We start from the raw sequence: 21430 nt of genomic DNA, 5'->3' as shown, positions 1-21430 counted from the left end.
GCCACCCCCGACGCGTTTACCTGTGTATTACACATGTAAGTTTACAGTCGTTAGGCGAGCGTGCGGATCGTGGCGCCCGGCCCCTGCCGGCCTGCGCGCACCCGCGCGATGAAGGAGATGAGCGCAATGACCCTGTCCACCGCCCCGGCGCCGCTGCCCGTCGAGCCCCCGAGCGGCTGCCCCTTCGATCCGCCGGCCGAGTTCGGTGCCCTGCGTACCAGTCGGCCGATCTCCAAGGTCGGCCTTCCGGACGGCAGTTGGGCCTGGCTCGTGACGCGTTACGCCGACATCCGGGCCGTCCTCGGTGACCTCCGCTTCAGCTCCGACACCACCGTGCACGGCTACCCGCGGAGCGGGATGACCGGCGGCGGCAGCACGCAGAACCGCGGCTTCATCCGCATGGACCCGCCGGAGCACACCCGGCTGCGGCGCATGGTGACCCGCGAGTTCATGGTCAAGCGGGTCGAGACGCTGCGCCCGGAGATCCAGCGCCTCACCGACGAACTCTGCGACGCGATGGAGCGCGCCGAGGGGCGCGAGGAGGGCGGCGTGGACCTGGTCGAGGCGCTGGCGCTGCCGGTCCCGTCCCTCGTCATCAGCCTGCTGCTGGGCGTGCCCTACGACGACCACGAGATCTTCCAGCGGCTCACCGGCACCCTGCTCTCCCGCACCGTCACCGACGACGCACGCGAGGCCGCCCGGACCGAACTGCGCGACTACCTCGACCGGTTGGTCACCGCCAAGGAGGCCGACCCGGGCGACGACATCCTGGGCCGGCTGATCGTCGAACAGCAGCGGACCGGCGAGATCAGCCACGATGAGGTGGCCGCCTTCGCCGCCCTGCTGCTGATCGCCGGGCACGAGACCACCGCCAACATGATCGCGCTGAGCGCGCTGACCCTCATGCGTGACCCGGAGACCGCCGAGCGGCTGCGGCAGGACCCCACCCTGATGCGCGGTGCCGTCGAGGAACTGCTGCGGTTCCACAGCATCATCCGCAACGGCCCCCGCCGGGTCGCCACCGAGGACGTCGAGATCGACGGGCACCTCATCCGGGCCGGCGAGGGCGTCGTGGTGGCCGTCCCCTCCGGCAACCGCGACGAGACCGTCTTCCCCGAACCCGGCCGGCTCGACGTCGCCCGTCCCAACGCCCAGCACCACGTCGCCTTCGGGTACGGCATCCACCAGTGCCTCGGTCAGGCCCTGGCCCGGGTCGAACTCCAGGTCGTCCTCGGCACGTTGCTGCGCCGTTTCCCGGCGATGCGGCCCGCGGTACCGGTCGAGGAGATCCCGTTCCGTACCGACATGTCGATCTACGGCTGTCACGCCCTGCCGGTCACCTGGTAGACCGGCGATCCGTTCCACCCCGCAACTCACCCACCCCCACGGAGAATCACCATGAAGATCACCCTCGACGCCGACAAGTGCTGCGCCGCCGGCCAGTGCGTACTGATCGCCCCCGAGGTCTTCGACCAGCGTGACGAGGACGGCGTCGTGGTGCTGCTCGACGCCGAACCGCCGGCCGACCGGCACGACGCGGTCCGCGAGGCCGCCGCCATCTGCCCGGCCGCCGTCATCGAGGTCCAGGCGTGACCACCCGCCCGATAGCCGTCGTCGGCGCCTCCGCGGCCGGGCTCGCCGCGGCCGAGGCGCTGCGCCGCTCCGGCTGGACCGGCCCGCTCACCCTGATCGGCGACGAGCCCCATCTCCCGTACGACCGGCCGCCGTTGTCCAAACAGCTGCTGCACGGCACCTGGGAGCCGGAGCGGCTGCTGCTGCGCACCGAGGAACAGCTCGACCCGCTCGGCCTCGACCTGCGGCTCGGCACCCGGGCCACCGGCCTCGACGTGGCCGCCCGCACCCTCACGCTGGACACCGGCGAACGGCTCGACTGCGCCGGCGTGATCATCGCCACCGGTGTCGCGGCCCGAACGCTGCCCGGCGCCGACGCGCTCACCGGCGTACACACCCTGCGGACCCTCGACGACGCACTGGCCCTGCGCGGCCGGCTCGCCGGCGGAGCCCGCCGCCTGGTGATCGTCGGCAACGGGGTGCTGGGATGCGAAGCTGCCGCGGTGGCACGGGAGTTGGGGCACGAGGTGACCCTCGTCGGCCATGACCCGGTCCCCATGGCCGCCGCCGTCGGCACCGCGGTCGGGGAACTGCTCGCCGAGGAACACCGGGCCCGCGGCGTCACCCTGCGCACCGGCACGGTGGACGGTTTCGACACCGACGGGGACGCGGTCACTGCCGTCCGGCTGACGAGTGGGGCTACCCCCGGCAATGGGGGCGTAGCCACCGGGGGAGGGGAAGAGGAAGGCACCCGGCTGCCCGCCGACACCGTGCTGCTCGCCATCGGGTCCACCCCCGCCGTCGGCTGGCTGGGCGACGACCCGGCCCTGGACACCACCGACGGGCTGCGCTGCGACGCGTACTGCGCCGCCGCCCCCGGCATCTACGCCGCCGGCGACGTGGCCCGCTGGGAGCACCCGGTGCACGGCCGGCCGCTGCGCATCGAGCACCGGATGAACGCCACCGAACAGGGCATGGCCGCCGCCCGCAACCTGCTCGCCGAACTGGCCGCGGACGGCGCCGACGCCCAGGAACGCCGCCCGTTCGCCCCGGTCCCGTACTTCTGGTCGGACCAGTACGACCTCAAGATCCAGGCGTACGGGCCGACCGCGGGGGCCGACCGGGTCGAAACGCCGGTGCTCGACCGGGCCGGACGCCGGGTCCTCGCGCTCTACGGCCGGGAGGGCCGCGCGGTCGCCGTGCTCGCCGCCGGGCTGCCGCCGCGCCAGATCCGGGCGCTGCGGGCCGTCGTCACCACCCCACTGCCCTGGGCGGAGGCCCTGACACGCATCGACACCGCGACGGCCACCGGCTGACGCGTCGCCGAGCACCGCGGCCGGTGCCCGATCATGGACGGATGGCCGACTCGTACGTACGGGTGCGCGGCGCCCGTGAGCACAACCTCCGCACCATCGACGTGGACATCCCGAGGGACGCGCTGGTCGCGTTCACCGGGGTGTCCGGATCGGGCAAGTCCTCGCTCGCCTTCGGCACCCTCTACGCCGAGGCCCAGCGCCGCTACTTCGAGTCGGTGGCCCCCTACGCCCGGCGGCTGATCCACCAGGTCGGCGCGCCCAAGGTCGAGGACATCACCGGCCTGCCGCCGGCCGTCGCGCTGGAACAGCGGCGCTCCGCGCCCACCTCCCGCTCCTCCGTCGGCACCGTCACCACCCTCTCCAACACCCTGCGGATGCTCTTCTCCCGCGCCGGCGACTACCCGGAAGGCACGACCGAACGGCTGGACTCCGACGCCTTCTCACCCAACACCGCGGCCGGCGCCTGCCCCGAATGCCACGGCCTGGGCACCGTCCACCGGGTCACCGAACAATCCCTGGTGCCCGACCCCGCACTGTCCGTCCGCGAGGGCGCCATCGCCGCCTGGCCCGGCGCCTGGCAGGGCAAGAACCTCCGCGACATCCTCGCCGCCCTCGGCCACGACATCGACCGGCCCTGGCGCGAACTCCCGCCGGCCGACCGCGACTGGATCCTGTTCACCGACGAAGAGCCCGTCGTCACCGTCCACCCGGTCCGCGAGGCCGGCCGCATCCAGCGCCCCTACAAAGGCCGGTACATGAGCGCCCGGCGCTACGTCCTGCACACCTTCGCCGACTCCAAGAGCGAGACGCTCAGGCGGCGCGTCCAGGGCTTCATGGTCGCCGAGCCCTGCCCGCGGTGCGCCGGACGACGGCTGCGCCCCGAGTCGCTCGCCGTCACCTTCGAGGGCCGGGACATCGCCACCCTCGCCGGCCTGCCGCTCGCTGCCCTCGCCGACCTGCTCCGCCCCACCGCCGCCCGCACCGACGACGAGGTCGCCCCGGCGCTCGCCCGCGACCTCGTGGCCCGCATCGGGGTCCTCACCGAACTCGGCCTCGGCTACCTCAGCATGGACCGGCCCGCACCCACCCTGTCCGCGGGCGAGCTCCAGCGGCTGCGGCTCGCCACCCAGCTGCGCTCCGGCCTGTTCGGTGTCGTCTACGTCCTCGACGAGCCGTCCGCCGGACTCCACCCGGCCGACACCGAGGCCCTGCTCACCGTCCTCGGCCGGCTCAAGGACGCCGGGAACACGCTGTTCGTGGTCGAGCACGACATGGACGTGGTCCGGCACGCCGACTGGATCGTGGACATCGGACCGCGCGCCGGGGAACACGGCGGCCAGGTCCTGCACAGCGGCCCGGTCGCCGCCCTCGCCGACGCCGCGGACTCCGCCACCCGCCGCTACCTCTTCGCCACCGAACCGCCCCCGCAGCGCACCCCGCGCACCCCCTCCGGGACGCTGACCCTGCGCGGCGTCACCCTGCACAATCTGCGCGGACTGGACGCGGCCTTCCCGCTCGGCGTCTTCACCGCCGTCACCGGCGTCTCAGGATCGGGCAAATCGACGCTGGTCACCCGGGTCCTCGCGGAGACCGTACGGGACCACCTCGGCGCCGGCCGGCCCGACGCCGCCGAGGACGGCACCGAGGACGGCACCGGGGCCGGGACGGAGGCCGGGCCGATGGCCCGCGCCCGGCTCGCCGGCGCCGACGGCCTCGCGGCGATCGACCGGCTGGTCCGCGTCGACCAGAAGCCGATCGGCCGCACCCCGCGCTCCAACCTCGCCACCTACACCGGGCTGTTCGACGCGGTGCGGAAGGTCTTCGCCGCCACCGACGAGGCCCGGGCCCGCGGCTACACCGCCGGGCGGTTCTCCTTCAACGTCGCCGCCGGCCGCTGCGAGACCTGCCAGGGCGAGGGCTTCGTCGCCGTGGAACTCCTCTTCCTCCCCGGCACGTACGCGCCGTGCACCGCCTGCCACGGCGCCCGCTACCACCCCGAAACCCTCCGGATCACCTACCGGAACCGGACCATCGCGGACGTCCTCGACATGACCGTGGACACCGCGGCGGACTTCCTCGCCGACGTCCCGGCCGCCGCCCGCAGCCTGCGCACCCTGAAGGACGTCGGCCTCGGCTACCTCCGGCTCGGCCAGCCCGCGACCGAACTGTCCGGCGGCGAGGCCCAGCGCATCAAACTCGCCACCGAACTCCAGCGCACCCGCCGCGGCCACACCCTCTACCTGCTCGACGAGCCCACCACCGGGCTGCACCCCGCCGACACCGAGGTGCTGCTGCGCCAACTGCACGGCCTGGTCGACGCCGGCCACACGGTCGTGGTCGTCGAGCACGACATGGGCGTGGTCGCCGGCGCCGACCACGTCATCGACCTCGGTCCGGGCGGCGGCGCGGACGGCGGCCGGATCGTCGCCGAGGGCACCCCGGCCGCGGTCGCCGCCGCCCCGGGCAGCCGCACCGCCCGCTATCTGGCCCGGCGGAGGGGGCACCCGGGCCCGTCCTGAGGGTCCGCTAATGTACGCAGGTCAGATCACCAGGCAACACCACCGCGCAAGCCTGCGCAGCACCACGAAGGGGGCACCTCTCATGGCAGACATCAACGAGGCCAGGGCGACGTTCGACCGGTACGACGCGGACGGCGACGGCCAGGTCACGCCGGACGAGTTCAAGCACGCGATGGCGGAGATGGGCGACCCGTTCGTCACCGGCCCGGTCGCCGAGGCCGTCATCAAGGCCAAGGACACCGACAAGGACGGCACCATGTCCTTCGACGAGTTCTGGCAGGCCCTGCAGGGCTGACGCCCGCACCCGCCCGCGGCACGCACACCCCCTTCGCCGCCCGTTCGCCCGCGACCGCGCGCCGTGCCGCCGGCCGCGGGCGAACGGAGTGCCGTCACCGCCGGCCGGCCGCACCACCCGGCGCCGCGGTGCCCACCGGCGGCGGCGCGGCCCGCTCGCCGGTGCCCCAGCCGGACGGCTCCGTGCCGACCGTGAAGGCCAGTTCCCGGCCCTTCCGCAGCTCACCGGTGGTCAGGTAGGTACGGTCCCGGGCGGCACCGTCCAGACGCACCGACCGGACATACCGATTGGCCGCGGACGTACCGGGCGCGGTGATGGTGAAGTGCCCCGCCGGGTAGTAGCGCCGGTCCAGCGTCAGCTCGACCCGGTCGAAGACCGGCGTGCTCAGCCCCCAGGTGTCGGTGCCCGGCTGCACGGGGAACACCCCGACCGACGACAGCACCATCCACGCCGACATCGTCCCGAGGTCGTCGTTCCCGGTCATCCCGCCGGGTGTGTCGGTGAACAGCGTCAGCGCCGCATGCACCACGTCCGTCGTCTTCCACGGCCGGCCGGTGGACAGATACGTGTACGGAGCGATCAGGTCCGGTTCGTTCTGCGGGTTGTACCTGTCCGCGTTGTAGTAGTCGTACGGCCCGTTGACCCACACCTCACGGGCGGTCCTCTCCGGGTCCGCCAGCAGCTTCCGGTACGCGAAGAACGCGTCGAGCCGCTCGTCCGCGGCCGCCCGGCCGCCGATCAGCCGCAGCATCCCGGGCAGGTCCTGCGGCACCAGCCACTGGTACTGCCAGGACGTGCCCTCGTGGAACCCCTCGCTCTTGGCCGGATCGGCCGGGCCGGTGAACGCGCCGTGCTCGTCCCGGGCCCGGAAGAAGCCGGTCGACGGGTCGAAGATCTTCCGGTAGTTCTGTGCCCGCGCCGCATAGCGGTCGGCGTCCGCGGTGTGGCCCAGATCCCGTGCCATCTGCGCCAGCATCGCATCCGACAGGGCGTATTCCAGGGTCGCCGAGGCGCCGTGGTCGAAGTCCGAGTCGCCGGGCTTGCGGTGCGGGCGGCCCTTGACGTACGGCGCGAAACCGTCCCTCAGGTACTCCGCGTTCGCCTCCCGCCCGACGGCCGGCGACCCGGCCGGCGGCACCCCGTCGGCGTTCTTCGCGAGCGCCGCGTACGCCTCCTCCTCATGGCCCTTCAGCAGGCCCTGCTGATAGGCGTTGGTGAGGAACGGGGTGACCGGGTCGCCGGTCATGATGTTCGTCTCGACCGGGCCGTAGCCCCATTTGGGCAGCCAGCCGCCCTCCTTGTCGATCCGCAGCACCGACAGTGCCATGTCGCGTGACTCGCGCGGCGCCAGCAGCGCGAGCAGCTGCGCCTGGGTGCGGTAGGTGTCCCACAGCGACCAGTTCTGGTAATAGGCGGAGCCGCCGAACTCGGCGGTCCGGTGCACCTTCCGGTCCCAGCCGGTGTAGCGGCCGTCCGCGTCGCTGCCGAGGTTCGGCGCCAGGAACGACCGGTACAGCGAGGAGTAGAACGTCCGGCGCAGCGTCCGGCTGCCGCCCTGCGTCCGCACCAGGGCCAGCCGCCGCTCCCACGCGGCATCGGCCGCGGCGCGTACCCGGTCGAACGAACCCCCGCCCTCCGCGCGCAGATTGCGGGCCGCGCCCGCTGCGTCGACGTAGCTGAGGGCCGTGGTCGCCTCGACCGTACGGTCCTCGCGGGTGTCGAAGCGGACGTACGCGCCGTGCCGGCCACCCGCCGTGGACCCGCGCGACCCGGGCGTGACCGTGTCGCCCTCCCAGGTGCCGTACGAGGTGAACGGCCGGTCGAAGCGGGTGATGGTGTAGACGGTGTACGGCTCGGTGTCCTGGCAGAAGCCGCGGCCGGTGATCGCGGTGCGGACGGTGCGGGAGTCCAGCACCTCGACCTTCGTGGAGACCGTCCGGTGCAGCGACTGGCCGGCGTTGAGCAGCACATTGGCCTTGTCGGTGGCCGGGAAGGTGTAGCGCTGCCGGCCGGTGCGGGCGGTGGCGGTCAGCTCGGCGGTGATCCCGCCGTACGAGGTCAGGCCGACCCGGTAGTAGCCCGGCCGGGCCGACTCGTCGTCATGGCGGAAGGCGGCCGCGTACCTGGCGTTGTCGGTCTCGGTGACGTCGCCCGTGGTGGGCAGCACCGGCAGGTCACCGCCGAGCCCGCAGCCGACGCCGGAGATGTGTACCGAGCTGAAACCCCGGATGTGGTCGTCGTCGTAGCTGTAGCCGCTGTAGTGACCGGTGTCGGGGGAGAGCTGCACCATGCCGAACGGCACCGCGGCGCCCGGGTAGGTGTTGCCGTCCTTCTGGCTGCCGATGAAGGGGTTGACCAGGTCGGTGAGCGTGCCGCCGGGCGGCGCGGCCTGCGCGGCGGGGGCGGTGAGCCCGCCTCCGACCAGCGCGGCCGCCAGTACCGCGCCCGCGGTACGCAGCCGGTTGCGACTGGGCCATGGCATGAATCCGGACCTCCGGTTCGCCGACAACGTTGTCAAGGCGCGCTCATTCTTGGGGCAGGTCAGGTTCGCGTCAAGAGGCGGCATGGAGACAACTGCGGTGCGGACGTGCAGGCGGCACAAGGGCAACTGCTCTTCCGGCGCAGGCATTTGGAGGGAAACTACGGTGCGGCGCAGGTATCACGGGGCAACTACGGTGCGGCGCAGGCACCACGAGGGCGACCACGGCACGGCGCACGCCGCTCGTTAGGCTCACCCGGTGCCCCTCATCCCCGCCGACGTCGTCCGCTACGCCGCGGCCATCGAGCCGTCCGAACTCGCCTGGGGTCGGCTGCACGGCCGGCTGACCGCCGCCGACACCGTCCGGCTCGCCTTCCTCCGCCGCTGCGACCTGGGGGCCGGTGGTGAGGTGTTCGCCCGGATCCATGCCCAGGGCCCGTCGGAGCCCCAACTGGACGCGTTCTGCCGGGAGATACCGGGCGCGGAGACGGACGCCGCCGGGCGGATCTGGGACTACCTCGCACTGGTCGGGCGGGATGCGTCCGAGGGTGCCGGCGGTACGGAACCGGTGGCGCGCCAACTGGCCGCCGGGCGAGCGGAGTTCCTGCTCGCCCGCGCCGCGTCGGGCCGGGGCATGAACTGGCGGGAGAGCGGGGCGCTGCTCGGCACCGACCGGCCGGAGGAGGTGGACGCCGCCTTCGAGCGCGGCGAGGAGCTGCTGGGCGTGGCGGTGATCGGGCTCGCGCTGACCCACCCCGACCCGGCGGCGATCCTGCCCAGGGTCGCCCGGGCCCTGGAGTGCGCCCTGGAGTCGTCGGACCACAGGCTGCGCCACCAGGGCCTCGTCGCCCTGGCGCACACCGCCCGGCTGCACGGCACGGTCGACCGCCGCTGTCTCGACCTGCTGCGACGCTGCCCGCGCGGCTCCGAGGCGGACGACGACCTGTGGGCGTACGTGCCCCGCCACCGGCTGCCGTGGTGGCTGTGGCGGCACCGGCTGGGGGCGGGGCTGCGGAGGTTGCTGCCGGGCGGGTGAGGGGCAGTGGCGCGCTTGTTGAGGGCACGTCAAAAATCATGGCGTGCGTGCCTTGCTCTCTTCGGGGGCGCGTGCCTCAATGGTCGGCGATTCCCAGGTCGCTGATTGGCTGACCCTCCGTCAGTTCCCCGGCCGGTGCGTGCGGGGACGGCCTGTCACCCCCCTCACAAAGGCGGTTTCCCCCCATGAAGCAGCGCAGATCCGGCACGTTGGGCAACGGCAACGGCAACGGCAACGGCATAGGCATCGGCATACGTACCGCCGTCGGTCTCGCGATCGCCGCCGCCGGCACCCTCGCGATGGCCCCCGCATCGGCCGCGGTGACCCCCGGCACTGCCACCCTCGCCTTCGACTGCGGCTCGTACGGTTCCGGTACGGCCACGCTCACCGCCACCCAGGACGGCACCGTCGCCACCATCAGCGTGTCGACATCCGCGATCAGCTCGCCCATCAACATCGGCGCGAACTCGGTGCGGTCCACACTGACGCTCACCAAGAACGGTTCCGGAACGACCGAGTTCACCGGCAACGCCAATCCGGCGATCCCGGCGGGCGGCCCGGTCTCCACCGGCCCCCTCAAGGGCACCGTCGCCCCCGGTGACAGCCTGGAGGCCGCCTCGCTGAAGGTCGTCGTCCTCGGGATCACGGCCACCTGCAAGGCCACGTCCCCGCAGTCCCCGGGACCGTTCGTCTTCTGACCTGACCTGACCTGACCTGACCTGACCTGGTCCGGTCGCGTCCAGGCCCGGGGCCGGTGGCCGATGCGGCCACCGGCCCCGGCAGTTCAGCGCACCTCGCCCCCGGCGCCCTCCTGCTCCGCGCGTTCCAGGTTCGAGTGGTGGCGGGAGTAGCTGAAGTAGATGACCATGCCGACGAGGAACCAGACCACGAACCGCACCCAGGTCTGCCACGCCAGGAACGTGATCAGCCAGAGGGAGAACACCACCCCGAGCGCCGGCACCCACGGCATCCCCGGCGTACGGAACGTGCGCGGCAGTTCGGGGCGCTTGTAGCGGAGCACGATGACCGCCACGCAGACCACCACGAACGCCAGCAGGATGCCGATGTTCGTCAGCTCGGCGGCCTCGCCGATCGGCAGGAACCCGGCGATGGCCGCGGAGGCCGCCCCGACGATCCAGGTCACCCGGGTCGGCACGTGGTGGGTGGGGCTGGTCTTGGCGAACCACTTCGGTAGCAGGCCGTCCCGGCTCATCGAGAACCACACCCGGGTCACCCCGAGCATGAAGGTGAACATGACGGTCAGGATGCCGATGATCGCGCCGACCGCGATGACGTCCGCGAGGCCGTGCAGGCCCACCGACTTGAACGCCGACGAGAAGCCGCTCTCCGGGTCGATGTCCTTGTAGTTCTGCATGCCCGTCAGCACCAGGCAGGCCAGCACGTACAGCACCATCGAGATCGCCAGCGAGTACATGATCGCCTTCGGCATGTGGCGCTGGGCGTCGGTGGACTCCTCGGCGGCGGTGCTCATCGCGTCGTAGCCGAAGACCGCGAAGAAGACGGTGGCCGCACCGGTGAAGGCGCCGCTCACCCCGAACGGGAAGAACGGGTGGTAGTTCGCGGTGTTGATGTGGAAGAAGCCGACCGCGATCACGACCACGACGACCAGGACCTTCAGGCCCACCACGAGCGTTTCGAAGCGGGCGGCGTTCTTGATGCCCAGGGTCAGCAGAAAGGCGATCAGGAGGCAGAGCACCGCCGCGAAGAGGTCGACGCGGTGCCCGGGCCCGGTCCCCGGTGCGCCGAGCATCCAGGCCGGCAGATGGACCCCCAGCTCACCGAGGAGAAAGCTGAAATATCCGGAGATGCCGATCGCGACGACCGAGACGATCGCGGTGTACTCCAGCAGCAGGTCCCAGCCGATGAACCAGCCGGCCACCTCACCGAGCACCGCATAGCCGTAGGTGTAGGCCGACCCCGCCTTCGGGATCAGCCCGGCGAACTCGGCGTACGAGAAGGCGGCCGCGGCGCTCGCGATCCCCGCGACGAGGAAGGAGACCAGGACCGCGGGTCCGGCCTTTTCGTTCGCGACGGTGCCGGCGAGCGTGAAGATGCCGGCGCCGATGATGCCGCCGACGCCGATGGCGGTCAGCTGCCACAGCCCCAGCACCCGGGTGAGCTGCTGGCTCGCCGGGCCCTCCGCCTCTTCGATGTGTTCGATCGGTTTGCGGCGCAATACGCCCTGTCCCGCGCGCAGGCCCATCTGGGATCCCTCCGTAGGCTCGCTCCGTCGTGGTCCGACGGCGGATCATCATGGACCCTGAAGGGCCCCGGAGGAAGGCGACTCCCTAGTACGGCGGCGACTCGCCGGGAGACGTACCCGGGAGGGGTGTCATCGGGGTGTCAATCGGCGTCCTCCAGCCGGAACCCGACCTTCATGCCGACCTGGTAGTGGTCGATTTCGCCGTCGACGAGGTGTCCGCGCACCTCGGTGATCTCGAACCAGTCGAGATTGCGGAGGGTCTGCGAGGCGCGCTTGATGCCGTTCTTGATCGCCGCGTCCACGCTCTGCTGGGACGTTCCGACGATGTCGGTCACACGGTACGTGCGGTCGGTCACGGTGGTCTCCCTCGGCCGGGGCGGCGCTCCGCCCGTCCATCTCCCACCGTGCCTCAGGGCGGCCGACCCCACCAGCGGAGCGCCGCGGGGCCGCTACGGGACGACGGTGACCGGCCAGCGCCCCGCCTTGACCAGGCGGACCGCGACCGAGCCCATGATGCGGTGCCCGGCCGACTCCGAGGCGCCCACCACCACGGCGTCCGCCTTGAGCTCGTCGGCCATCTGCACCATGCCGTTGTACGGGTCGCCACGCAGCGTGTGGAACTCCCAGCGCACGTCGTAGATCCCCTGCAGCCGGTCGGTGGCCTTGCGGATCTCGGCCATCAGCTCCTCGGCCACCTCGTTGGTGGCGTCCACGACCGGCGCGCCCATCGATGCCCCGGCCGGCAGCACCGGCTGGACGTAGACCAGGACGAGCTTCGCGCCCTGGCGCCGGGCGAGGCCGGCCGCGTACGCGGCGGCGCGCCAGGACGAGTCGGAGCCGTCCACGCCGACGACGATGACCTTCGGGCCGTCCGTTCCGCGCTCGAACTGCGCGGCTGCGTTCTCCTCCACACCACGGAGGTTAACCGCACACGCGTGCTGATGGTCAGGCCGGGGCCGGTGGCCAGCTGTCCGCCGCCAGCACGCCCAGCACGTACGCCTTGGCGACCAGCGCGGTCCGGCCCTGCACCCGCCAGCGGCGGGAGAGCCGGGTCAGGTGGTAGTTCACCCCGTCAACGGTCAGCCCCAGGGATGCGCCGATCGCCGCCGTCGTCGCGCCGCCGGCGGCCAGCGCCAGGATCCGGGTCTCCACCGGGCTCGCCGTGGCCCGCGGGCGCGGCGGGGGAGCGCTCTCCGTGACGCGTAGCAGCGCCAGCAGGGCCGGCGGCTGGACGGACGCGTCGCCGACCGGGTCCACCGTCAGTTCCCCCTCGCGCTCCGCGCCGTCGGCCGCGGACCGCCAGTGCACCTCGACCGGATAGCGCGACCGGCGCCCCAGCCGCACCGCCTCCTCGATCCGCCGCAGCTGCTCCTTCGCCCGGGGGCGGAACAGGCTCAGCAGATTGCGGCCGCGCAACTGGCCCGGTGCCACTCCCCACAGCGTGGCCATCGCCGGATTGGCGATCAGCACCTCGCCGTCGGCCCGGCACACCGCGATCGGCGTCGGGATGCGGTCCAGCAGGATCAGGAAGTAGTTGCGCCAGGGACCGTCCGCGTACGGCCCCGCCGGATCGACCGGGGCGGGCCCGGAGGACGGCGGGTGGGCGCCGGCGGAGTCACCGTCCGGCGCACTGTCGGCGTGCCCGATGTTCATTGCCCCATCTCCGGTCCGCGCGCAAGGGCGAGCAGCGAAAAACCACTGCACAATCATGCAGTTGCCCGGGTCACGGTTGCCCACCGGCCCCCTCACGCTGGAGACATGACCGACACCATCGCGCTCCACAGTGACGAACGCGCCGCCGATGACGGCATCCCGGTCGTCGACATCACGGCCGACGGGATGACCTCGACACCCATCCAGCAGACCATGGACCTCGCCCGCACCCACGGGCCGGTGTTCAAGCGCCGGCTCGGCGAGCGCGAGACGCTCTTCCTCACCTCGCTGGACCTGGTCACCGAGGCCGCCGACGAGACCCGCTTCGCCAAGGGGGTGTCGGTCGTCCTGGAGAACGTCCGGGAATTCGCCGGGGACGGTCTGTTCACCGCCTACAACGACGAGCCCAACTGGGCCAAGGCGCACGAGGTCCTGATGCCGGCGTTCGCGCTGGGCTCGATGCGGACGTACCACCCGGCGATGCTGAAGGTCGCCCGCCGGGTCATGGCGAGCTGGGACCGGCGGGTGGCCGACGGCACGCCGGTGCAGATAGCCGAGGACATGACCCGGATGACGCTGGACACCATCGGGCTGGCCGGCTTCGGTTTCGACTTCGAGTCGTTCTCCCGCGGCGACTCGCAGCACCCCTTTGTCGAGGCGATGGTGCGCTGCCTCGAATGGAGCATGCGGAAGTTCGCCCGGGACCCGCACGCCGACCACTCCGCGGAGGACGCGGCGTTCCGCGCCGACGCGGACCACCTCGCCTCCGTCGTCGACGAGGTCATCGCCGCGCGCACGGCGAGCGGTGAGACCGGCGAGGACGACCTGCTCGGCCTGATGCTCGGCGCCCGCGGGCAGGAGGACGGCACCGGGGCCGGCGGGCCCGGTCTCGACCTCGCCAACATCCGCAACCAGGTCATCACCTTCCTGATCGCCGGCCACGAGACCACCTCGGGCGCCCTCTCCTTCGCCCTCTACCACCTGGTCAAGGACCCGCTGGCGCTGCGCATGGTCCAGCGCGAGGCGGACGAGCTGTGGGGCGACCAGGCCGACCCGGACCCGACCTTCGAGGACATCGGCCATCTGCCGTTCACCCGGCAGGTCCTCAACGAGGCGCTGCGGCTGTGGCCCACCGCCGCCGCCTTCACCCGCCAGGCCCGCCAGGACACCGTGCTCGGCGGCCGCCACCCGGTCAGGGCCGGCCAACTGGTCACCGTGCTCACCCCGATGCTGCACCGCGACCCGTGCTGGGGCGACAACCCCGAGCTGTTCGACCCGTCCCGCTTCAGCCCCGAGGCCGAGGCGGCCCGCTCACCGCACGCCTACAAGCCCTTCGGGACCGGTGAACGTGCCTGCATCGGGCGGCAGTTCGCGCTGCACGAGGCGACCATGCTGCTGGCCCTGCTCGCCCACCGCTACCGGCTGATCGACCACGCCGACTACCGGCTCCGCATCAAGGAGACGCTCACCCTCAAGCCCGACGGGTTCACCCTCAAGTTGGCCGCCCGCACGCCCGCCGACCGGGCCGCGGTGCGCGCCGCCCTGGGCGTGCTGCCCGGCGGCGCCGCGGGATCCGGCTCCGCGGCCGACGCCACCACCGACAACGCCCTGCCCACCCGCGTCATCCAGGGCACCGGGCTGCTGCTGTTGCACGGCAGCAACTACGGCACCTGCCGTGAGTTCGCCGAGCGGCTCGCCGACGAGGCCACCGGCCTGGGCTGCACGACCGAGGTCGCCCCGCTGGACGCCTGCGCCGACGGGCTGCCCGCGGACCGGCCGGTCGTCATCGTCGCCGCCTCCTACAACGGACAGCCCACCGACGACGCGGCCGCCTTCGTCCGCTGGCTGCGCACCGCCGGGGACGGCGCGGCCGCGGACCGTCCGTTCGCGGTCCTCGGCGTCGGCGACCGCAACTGGGCCGCCACCTACCAGCACGTCCCCACCCTCATCGACGACCGGCTGGCCGCGCTCGGCGGCGACCGGATGCTGCCGCGCGCCGAGGCCGACGCCTCCGGCGATCTCAGCGGCACCGTCAAGGAGTTCACCGCCGCGCTGCGCACCGAACTGCTGTCCCGCTACGGCGACCCGGCCGGCACCGGCGCCCCGGCCGCCGAGGACACCGGCTGGACCGTCACCGAGCTCACCGGCGGACCGCTCGACGCCCTGGCCGCCCGGCACGAGCTGACCGAACTGACCGTCACCGAGGCCCATGACCTCACCGCGGAGGGCTGGCCGCGCCCCAAGCGGTTCCTGCGGCTCGCCCTGCCGGACGGCGTCACCTACCGCACCGCCGACCACCTCGCCGTGCTGCCGGCCAACGCCCCGGCCGCCGTCGAGCGGGCCGCCCGAGCCCTCGGCGCCGACCTCGACACCGTGCTGGCCGTGCACTCCGGCCGCCGCCCGGCCCGCGACACCCTGCCCGTCGACCGGCCTCTGACCGTACGCCAACTCCTCACCCATCACCTGGAGTTGGGGGCACGGCCGACCGCGGAGCAGATCGCGGTGCTGGCCGCGCACAACCCGTGCCCGCCCGAGCGGCAGGCCCTGGAACACCTCGCCGGGGACGACTTGCGCACCCTGATCGAGCTGATCGAGACCCACCCGGCGCTGCGCGGAGCGCTGCCCTGGCCGGTGGTCCTCGACCTGCTGCCGCCGCTGCGCACCCGGCACTACTCGATCTCGTCGTCGCCGGCCACCGACGCCCGGCACGCCGAACTGATGGTCTCGCTGCTGCCCGGCGGTACCGGCTCCACCCATCTGCACCAACTGCGGCCCGGCGACACGGTCCTGGCCCGGGTCCAGCCCTGCCGCGAGGCCTTCCGCCTCGACCCGGCCGACGACACCCCGGTCATCCTGGTCGCCGCCGGCACCGGCCTCGCCCCGTTCCGGGGCGCCGTGGCCGACCGGGTCGCGGCCGGCCAGCAGGCGCCCGCCCGGCTGTACTTCGGCTGTGACGACCCCACGGCCGACTTCCTGCACGCCGCGGAGTTCGCCGCCGCCGAAGAGGCCGGGGTGCTCTCGGTCCACCCGGTCTTCAGCGAGCGCCCCGAGAACGGCCACCGCTTCGTCCAGCACCGCATTGCGGCCGAGGCCGCCGAGGTCTGGGAACTCCTCCAGGCCGGGGCCCGGGTGTACGTCTGCGGCGACGGCAGCCGGATGGCGCCGGGCGTACGGGCCGCCTTCCGGGAGGTGCACGCCGCGCACACCGGGGCCTCGGCCCAGGAGTCCGAGGCCTGGCTGCGCGAACTCACCGCCTCCGGGCGGTACATCGAGGACGTGTACGCGGCGGGCTGAGCCCGCCCGGTGGCCCGGCCGTCCGTCCTGTGGTGGGCTGGATCTTCCGGCCCGCCGGAGGCAAGGTGGGCGGTGCGGCAAGGTGGCCGCACCGCCGGCCACGACCCGGCCGGCGGACCGAGCGGGGGCACACCTGGGGGGACCACGGCATGAGCAAGGCCCTGATCATCGGCGGCGGCATCGCGGGCGCGGTGACCGCCATGGCACTGCACAAGGCGGGCATCGAGGCGGAGGTCTTTGAGGCGTACCCGACCGGCGCGGACGACGTCGGGGCCTTCCTCGTCGTCTTCGCCAACGGTCTGGAAGCGCTCCGGGTGATCGACGCCCACGACCCGGTCGCCGCACACTCCTTCCCGGCCCGGCGGATCGCGGTGTTCGGCCCCGACGGCAGCAAGGCCGGCGAGCGGCCCATCGCCGGCAGCGACACCGGACCCGGCCCGCGCACCCTGCGGCGGGCCACCCTCTACCAGGTGCTGCACGCCGAGGCGGCCCGCCGGGGCATCCCCGTGCACCACGGGAAACGGCTGGTCGGCGCCGAGACGGTGGCCTCGGCCGGCGGGCGGCGGGTGGTCGCCGCCTTCGCCGACGGCAGCCGCGCCGAGGGGGATCTGCTGATCGGCGCGGACGGACTGCACTCCGTCACCCGCACCCTCATCGACCCGGCCGCACCCCGGCCGCGCCACACCGGCCAGCACACGGTCTGCGGTTACCTCCGCGACGCCGGCGGCCCCGGCGCCGAGGTGGCCGCGGAGACCTACACCATGATCCTCGGCGACCGGGCCTTCTTCGGCTGCACCCGCGCCCCCGACGGGGAGATCTGGTGGTTCGCCAACATCCCCGGCGCCGAAAGCGACCGCACCGCCCTGCAGGCCGTCGGCCCCGACGAGTGGCGTGACCGGGTCGCTGCGCGGTTCCCCGGCGACGCCACCCCGGCCGCCGCCCTCGTCCGGGCCACCGGCGACCGGCTCATCGCCTCCAGCGCCTACGACATCGCCACCACACCCACCTGGTACGACGACACCAAGGTCGTCCTCGGCGACGCCGCCCACGCGGCCGCCCCCAACGCCGCCCAGGGCGCCTCGATGGCCATCGAGGACGGCATCGTGCTGGCCCGCTGCCTGCGCGACCACACCGAAGCGCGCACCGCCTTCGCGGCGTACGAAGAGCTGCGCCGCGAACGGGTGGAGAAGGTCGTCGCGACCAGCGCCGGCCTGGCCGCCCGCACCGGCCCCGGAGGCCCCGGCCGCCCCGCCACCGGCCCCGGAGGCGGCGGCGCGGACGGCGGCAACTGGCTCACGGACTACCGGATCGAGTGGTGACCCACCGGCGCCCGCCCGCCGCGCACCGGACGGTTCAGGGCGCCGACGGCAGCCGGACGGCGAGCAGCGCGACCCCGGCGAGGGTGACGTTGCGGGTCGCCGCCTCCAGGCCGTTCCAGGTCTTGGACTGCCACATCGAGAACCACTCCCCGCCGATCGCCAGGAAGCCCGCCCCGAACAGCAGCAGCATCATCAGCAGACCGACGGTGCTCAGCATCCGGGCCCGGGCCACGTCGCCGCGCCGCAGACCCAGCGGCCAGAGCACGGTGGCCACTATCAGCACCAGCGCGGTGACGCTCTCCCAGGCGATGATCGCCACGTACGCGGCGTTCTGCAGGCCCTTCGAGGTGACGGCCCGCCACATCAGGTCCGGGTCCTTGAACGTGGTGTCCATCGCCAGGACGTGCTGGACGAACTGCTGATTGGTGCCGAAGTCGGTGATGTTGCCGAAGGCGACGAGCGCCAGATAGAGCGCGACCGTGCCCGTGAGCACCGTCGCGACGAGTGGCTGTCCGGTACGCGGCAGCCGGCCGGTTGCGTGATTGTCGGCCATGGGGCCTCCCCAAGTCGGTCAAGTAAGGGGAGTTTCCCTTATCGTCACCGACCCCGTGGTCCCCACCCGTCCCAACTCCCCGTACGCTGCTCCCCGATCGACCGGCCGCCCGGCCGGCCGAACGGCGTCCGGGCTGACCGGACGGGCGCCGAGGGACCACGGAAAGCGGGGAACATGAACGGGAAGCGGTGTGTGGGGACGGTCGCCGCGGCGGCGGCCGCGGTGGTGGCGGTGTCCGCGCCGGCGGGCGCCGAGCCGGCCGGCCTGACGTACGGCACCAGCACGTCCGTGGGCGTCCACAACGCCTACGACAAGGAGAAGTACCCCTACTTCGCGGACGCGCTGGACTCCGGCGCCGCGCTGCTCGAACTCGACCTGTGGACCAACGGGTTCGGCCGGTCCTGGCGGGTCAGCCACGGCAACCCGATCGGAAACAACAGCAACTGCGAGGGCGCGGCGAACTCCTCCGAACTGCGTACCAAGGACGTCAACAAGGACTTCGCCGGCTGCCTCGCCGACATGAAGGCCTGGCACGACGCCCACCCCGGCCACCGCCCCATCCTCCTCAAGGTCGAGCTCAAGGACGGCTTCAACGCCAAGGGCGGGCGCGGCCCGGCCGAGTTCGACGCACTGGTGCGGCAGAAGCTCGGCGACGCCGTCTACGGCCCCGGTGACCTCACCGCGGGCCACGGCACGCCCGACGAGGCGGTCCGGGCCGGCGGCTGGCCCGGGCGCGACGCCCTGGCCGGAAAGTTCCTGTTCGAGCTGATACCGGGCACCGTCGAGGAGAACAACCCGCTCGACAGGCTCTGGACCGACGTCGAGTACGCCACCCACCTCAAGGACCTCGCCGCACAGGGCAAACTCGCGCAGTCGGTGGCCTTCCCCGCGGTGCACGGCGCGGCCGCCGGCGACCCGCGCGAGCGCTACCAGGACCCGGCGCTGCGCCCCTGGTTCGTGGTCTTCGACGGCGACGCCGCGACCTATCTGAACGGCACCATCGACACCGCCTGGTACGACCGCCGGCACTACCTCCTCATCATGACCGACGCGCACAACGTGCCGCCGGCCATCGACGCCACCCACCCCACCGAGGCACAGGCGCTCGCCCGGGTCGGCCAACTCGCCGCCGCCCACGCCAGTTTCGCCACCGCCGACTGGTACCCGCTGCCGTCCGTCCTCAAGACCGTGGTGTCGCGCGGGGCCTGACGCCCGGCGTCGGGCCCGGCTCCGCGATGGCCCGCCGGTAGAGCCCGGCCACGTCCGCACCGAACCGGCTGCTGTACGACACGAAGTCGTCGCCGCCCTCGTCGAGGCCGCCGATCACCCCGATCAGCGCCCCGGTGCCGGTGGCCGGATCGAGGTCGGTGAGCCAAGGGCCGCCGCTGGTGCCGTTCGGGAACCCGGGGCAGTCGAAGCGCAGTTGGGCCGGGCCCTGGGCCTTTGCGGTGCGCCGGCAGCTGACCGGGGCGTCCCGGTCGGCGGGGTAGCCGGTCAGCAGCGCCGGGCGCCCGGCCGGCGCGCCGATGCGGATCCGTTCGGCGCCGGTGAGGTCCTCTATCCGGCCGCCGCCCTGCCCGGCCCGGCGCACCCGCAGGAACGCCACGTCGTGGTCCGGGTCCCGGTCGCTGATCCAGCGGGGGTCGACGTGGATGCGGGTGGGCACCCACAGCCCGTACGGCGCGATCGCGTCGTGCAGGCCGGGCACGAACACCAGCCGGGTGCGGAACCCGCCGTCGTGCACGCAGTGCGCGGCGGTGGCGATCAGGTCGGCGTCGGGGGAGTGCACCACGCTCGCCGTGCAGTGGTGCGCCGGATCGCCGTCGTCGCCGGGCGAGAACAGCGCGCCGATCGCCGGGGACGGGGCCGCCGGGACGGCCACCTGCGGCCGGGACGCCGGCAGCGCGGCCGTCGCCCCGCCGCCGGCCCGGCCGCCGCGCAAGGTGGCCACCGGCGGGCCCGGCCGCTCCCGGTACGGCCCGGCGAGCAGCGCGGCGGCGGCCTGGTCGCCGTCCGCGCGGGTGGCCAGGTACGAGCCGGTCGTACTGTCCCCCGCGGCCAGGTACGGATCGCGGGCGGGCAGGCCCAGCGTCAGCGCCGTACTGCCCACCACCACGGTGAGCAGCCCGAGAGCCACCGGCAGCCGCTGCGGGACACCGGGCCGTCCGGAACGGGACATGTCCCTCAGTCTGCGGCAGGACGGCCGTCCGGACGCCTACCGGGGGGCCGGTCGGGTGAACCGCAGGCCCGGGTTGTGCCGGATCAGCGCCCCGGCCAGGTCGAACTCGTTCGGGAAGTCCATCGGGACGATGCCCAGACCCGTCCAGCCGCTGCCCTCCGCACCCGCCAGCAGCGTCTTGACCTGCGGGTTGAGCCGGTCGGCGTTGGAACGCGGGGGGAGCAGCGCGGCGGTGCTGACGTAGTTGACGAAGAGCTTGCCGGGCTGCGCGACGGCCTTGCGGAACTGCGCCTCGACCTTCGGCCACTTCCCGAACGGCTCGGCCATGTAGTCGTCCTGGATGTCGAAGACCTGGGGGTCGCCGTAGCGGACGCCGCCGAGGCCGTCGGAGTCCGCCAGCAGGACGACCCTGCCGCGCGCCTCGCCCAGCGCGGGCAGCCCGGCGTCCAGCCGGAACAGCGAGCGGTAGCCCTTGTCGTCCAGGTAGCTGACGAAGATCCGGCGGAACTCCTCGGCGGAGACCTCCGAGTACTCCTGCTTGACCCGCATCAGCACCGTCTCGGACGGGTGGGCCGCGAGGAACGCCCGGCAGGCATTGAGCACGTCACCGAACATCAGCTGCTGGTAGAACGCGCCGTGGTGGATGGCGAAGACGTTGTCGATGGCCCGGCAGCGGACGTCCAGGAAGCGGATGCCGGCCGCCAGCTGGGCGTCCACGGCGGTGTTCTGGCAGGCCACCCAGGGCCCGCCGTACCGGGCCCCGGAGTCGTGCGTACCGGGGATCGTCAGGCGCGTCAGGGGAGTGGTGTCCGGGAGCGCGGCCATCCAGTCCTGCACGGACAGCGCGCGGTGCCCGGCCGTCCTGCGCCCGGCCGCACCGGCCGTGAACCACCCGCTGCCGGCACCCGCCAGCACCCCGGCGGCCGACAGTCCGGCCGCGCCCCTGAGAAACCCCCGCCGATCGAGCCCCAGCCCCATGCCGCCACCCCTG

Annotated in this window: 18 protein-coding genes; 10 read left to right on the top strand and 8 right to left on the bottom strand. The window is 73.1% G+C overall.

The genetic code is table 11. The features are described from left to right. Positions 1 to 126: 126 nt before the first annotated feature. The 5 genes from ACGF4C_RS18600 (at position 127) to ACGF4C_RS18580 (ending at position 5702) form a co-directional block, all read left to right on the top strand. A complete protein-coding gene (locus tag ACGF4C_RS18600; protein ID WP_393567526.1) occupies positions 127 to 1347 on the top strand; it encodes a cytochrome P450 in 1221 nt (406 codons plus the stop codon). 51 nt (positions 1348 to 1398) lie between these two features. Further along, a complete protein-coding gene (locus tag ACGF4C_RS18595) occupies positions 1399 to 1593 on the top strand; it encodes a ferredoxin (protein ID WP_393567482.1) in 195 nt (64 codons plus the stop codon). Continuing rightward, positions 1590 to 2888 (top strand): NAD(P)/FAD-dependent oxidoreductase, encoded by a 1299-nt coding sequence (locus ACGF4C_RS18590; protein ID WP_393567480.1) that lies wholly within the window; start codon positions 1590 to 1592, stop codon positions 2886 to 2888. Before ACGF4C_RS18595 ends, ACGF4C_RS18590 begins: the two co-directional genes overlap by 4 nt. A 41-nt stretch (positions 2889 to 2929) precedes the next feature. Then, a complete protein-coding gene (gene uvrA / locus ACGF4C_RS18585; RefSeq protein ID WP_393567478.1) occupies positions 2930 to 5407 on the top strand; it encodes an excinuclease ABC subunit UvrA in 2478 nt (825 codons plus the stop codon). 82 nt (positions 5408 to 5489) lie between these two features. Next, on the top strand, positions 5490 to 5702 hold the full coding sequence (locus ACGF4C_RS18580; protein WP_030412144.1) for an EF-hand domain-containing protein: 213 nt from the start codon (positions 5490 to 5492) through the stop codon (positions 5700 to 5702). A gap of 94 nt (positions 5703 to 5796) precedes the next feature. Here the strand turns inward: ACGF4C_RS18580 and ACGF4C_RS18575 are convergent, their stop codons facing one another. Then, positions 5797 to 8184 carry a GH92 family glycosyl hydrolase gene (locus tag ACGF4C_RS18575; protein ID WP_393567476.1) on the bottom strand — a complete coding sequence of 796 codons (2388 nt, stop codon included), beginning with the start codon at positions 8182 to 8184 and terminating at the stop codon, positions 5797 to 5799. 256 nt (positions 8185 to 8440) lie between these two features. Here ACGF4C_RS18575 and ACGF4C_RS18570 point away from each other — a divergent pair, with 256 nt between their 5' ends. Continuing rightward, on the top strand, positions 8441 to 9217 hold the full coding sequence (locus ACGF4C_RS18570) for a hypothetical protein (RefSeq protein ID WP_393567474.1): 777 nt from the start codon (positions 8441 to 8443) through the stop codon (positions 9215 to 9217). A gap of 299 nt (positions 9218 to 9516) precedes the next feature. Then, on the top strand, positions 9517 to 9915 hold the full coding sequence (locus tag ACGF4C_RS18565; RefSeq protein ID WP_393567524.1) for a hypothetical protein: 399 nt from the start codon (positions 9517 to 9519) through the stop codon (positions 9913 to 9915). Positions 9916 to 10001: 86 nt separating this feature from the next. Here ACGF4C_RS18565 and ACGF4C_RS18560 read toward each other — a convergent pair whose 3' ends face one another. The 4 genes from ACGF4C_RS18560 to ACGF4C_RS18545 all read right to left on the bottom strand — a co-directional run bounded on the left by ACGF4C_RS18560 (position 10002) and on the right by ACGF4C_RS18545 (position 13094). After that, positions 10002 to 11441, bottom strand: coding sequence for an amino acid permease (locus ACGF4C_RS18560; RefSeq protein ID WP_393567473.1), 1440 nt, complete (start codon positions 11439 to 11441; stop codon positions 10002 to 10004). A 140-nt stretch (positions 11442 to 11581) separates the two neighbouring features. Beyond that, positions 11582 to 11797 (bottom strand): dodecin, encoded by a 216-nt coding sequence (locus tag ACGF4C_RS18555; protein WP_030808935.1) that lies wholly within the window; start codon positions 11795 to 11797, stop codon positions 11582 to 11584. A gap of 93 nt (positions 11798 to 11890) precedes the next feature. Continuing rightward, positions 11891 to 12352 (bottom strand): universal stress protein, encoded by a 462-nt coding sequence (locus ACGF4C_RS18550; RefSeq protein ID WP_393567471.1) that lies wholly within the window; start codon positions 12350 to 12352, stop codon positions 11891 to 11893. A gap of 34 nt (positions 12353 to 12386) precedes the next feature. Further along, the gene (locus tag ACGF4C_RS18545; RefSeq protein ID WP_393567469.1) at positions 12387 to 13094 is read right to left on the bottom strand and encodes a PAS domain-containing protein; all 708 of its coding nucleotides are present in this window, start codon (positions 13092 to 13094) and stop codon (positions 12387 to 12389) included. 105 nt (positions 13095 to 13199) lie between these two features. Between ACGF4C_RS18545 and ACGF4C_RS18540 the strand changes: the two genes are divergently transcribed. Further along, a complete protein-coding gene (locus ACGF4C_RS18540) occupies positions 13200 to 16388 on the top strand; it encodes a cytochrome P450 (protein ID WP_393567467.1) in 3189 nt (1062 codons plus the stop codon). Between the two features lie 149 nt (positions 16389 to 16537). Further along, the gene (locus tag ACGF4C_RS18535; RefSeq protein ID WP_393567466.1) at positions 16538 to 17707 is read left to right on the top strand and encodes an FAD-dependent monooxygenase; all 1170 of its coding nucleotides are present in this window, start codon (positions 16538 to 16540) and stop codon (positions 17705 to 17707) included. 34 nt (positions 17708 to 17741) lie between these two features. Here ACGF4C_RS18535 and ACGF4C_RS18530 read toward each other — a convergent pair whose 3' ends face one another. Further along, positions 17742 to 18260: a DUF2165 domain-containing protein gene (locus ACGF4C_RS18530; RefSeq protein WP_030412134.1), complete on the bottom strand. Its 519-nt coding sequence runs from the start codon at positions 18258 to 18260 to the stop codon at positions 17742 to 17744. A 174-nt stretch (positions 18261 to 18434) separates the two neighbouring features. On the opposite strand from ACGF4C_RS18530, the gene ACGF4C_RS18525 reads away from it, so the two are divergent. Beyond that, positions 18435 to 19469: a phosphatidylinositol-specific phospholipase C domain-containing protein gene (locus ACGF4C_RS18525; RefSeq protein ID WP_393567464.1), complete on the top strand. Its 1035-nt coding sequence runs from the start codon at positions 18435 to 18437 to the stop codon at positions 19467 to 19469. Here ACGF4C_RS18525 and ACGF4C_RS18520 read toward each other — a convergent pair. Together ACGF4C_RS18520 and ACGF4C_RS18515 are read right to left on the bottom strand one after the other, a co-directional pair. Beyond that, the gene (locus ACGF4C_RS18520) at positions 19441 to 20439 is read right to left on the bottom strand and encodes a trypsin-like serine peptidase (protein ID WP_393567463.1); all 999 of its coding nucleotides are present in this window, start codon (positions 20437 to 20439) and stop codon (positions 19441 to 19443) included. The genes ACGF4C_RS18525 and ACGF4C_RS18520 overlap by 29 nt on opposite strands. A gap of 36 nt (positions 20440 to 20475) precedes the next feature. Then, a complete protein-coding gene (locus ACGF4C_RS18515; protein ID WP_393567461.1) occupies positions 20476 to 21417 on the bottom strand; it encodes a phosphatidylinositol-specific phospholipase C in 942 nt (313 codons plus the stop codon). Positions 21418 to 21430: the final 13 nt, after the last annotated feature.

This window comes from Streptomyces sp. NPDC048197 (assembly GCF_043202395.1).
In the GTDB taxonomy this organism is placed as follows: Bacteria; Actinomycetota; Actinomycetes; order Streptomycetales; family Streptomycetaceae; genus Streptomyces; species Streptomyces siderophoricus.
Note: the sequence above shows the minus strand (reverse complement) of the source record. Positions and strands in the feature narration are given on the sequence as shown.

What these genes read in the sequence shown, in the direction of transcription:
- ACGF4C_RS18560 (WP_393567473.1), bottom strand. Translation starts at nt 11,441, where the DNA reads ATGGGCCTGCGCGCGGGACAGGGCGTATTGCGCCGCAAACCGATCGAA.
- ACGF4C_RS18530 (WP_030412134.1), bottom strand. Translation starts at nt 18,260, where the DNA reads ATGGCCGACAATCACGCAACCGGCCGGCTGCCGCGTACCGGACAGCCA.
- ACGF4C_RS18575 (WP_393567476.1), bottom strand. Translation starts at nt 8,184, where the DNA reads ATGCCATGGCCCAGTCGCAACCGGCTGCGTACCGCGGGCGCGGTACTG.
- uvrA (WP_393567478.1), top strand. Translation starts at nt 2,930, where the DNA reads ATGGCCGACTCGTACGTACGGGTGCGCGGCGCCCGTGAGCACAACCTC.
- ACGF4C_RS18600 (WP_393567526.1), top strand. Translation starts at nt 127, where the DNA reads ATGACCCTGTCCACCGCCCCGGCGCCGCTGCCCGTCGAGCCCCCGAGC.
- ACGF4C_RS18595 (WP_393567482.1), top strand. Translation starts at nt 1,399, where the DNA reads ATGAAGATCACCCTCGACGCCGACAAGTGCTGCGCCGCCGGCCAGTGC.
- ACGF4C_RS18580 (WP_030412144.1), top strand. Translation starts at nt 5,490, where the DNA reads ATGGCAGACATCAACGAGGCCAGGGCGACGTTCGACCGGTACGACGCG.
- ACGF4C_RS18520 (WP_393567463.1), bottom strand. Translation starts at nt 20,439, where the DNA reads ATGTCCCGTTCCGGACGGCCCGGTGTCCCGCAGCGGCTGCCGGTGGCT.
- ACGF4C_RS18540 (WP_393567467.1), top strand. Translation starts at nt 13,200, where the DNA reads ATGACCGACACCATCGCGCTCCACAGTGACGAACGCGCCGCCGATGAC.
- ACGF4C_RS18565 (WP_393567524.1), top strand. Translation starts at nt 9,517, where the DNA reads ATGGCCCCCGCATCGGCCGCGGTGACCCCCGGCACTGCCACCCTCGCC.
- ACGF4C_RS18535 (WP_393567466.1), top strand. Translation starts at nt 16,538, where the DNA reads ATGAGCAAGGCCCTGATCATCGGCGGCGGCATCGCGGGCGCGGTGACC.
- ACGF4C_RS18525 (WP_393567464.1), top strand. Translation starts at nt 18,435, where the DNA reads ATGAACGGGAAGCGGTGTGTGGGGACGGTCGCCGCGGCGGCGGCCGCG.
- ACGF4C_RS18515 (WP_393567461.1), bottom strand. Translation starts at nt 21,417, where the DNA reads ATGGGGCTGGGGCTCGATCGGCGGGGGTTTCTCAGGGGCGCGGCCGGA.
- ACGF4C_RS18545 (WP_393567469.1), bottom strand. Translation starts at nt 13,094, where the DNA reads ATGAACATCGGGCACGCCGACAGTGCGCCGGACGGTGACTCCGCCGGC.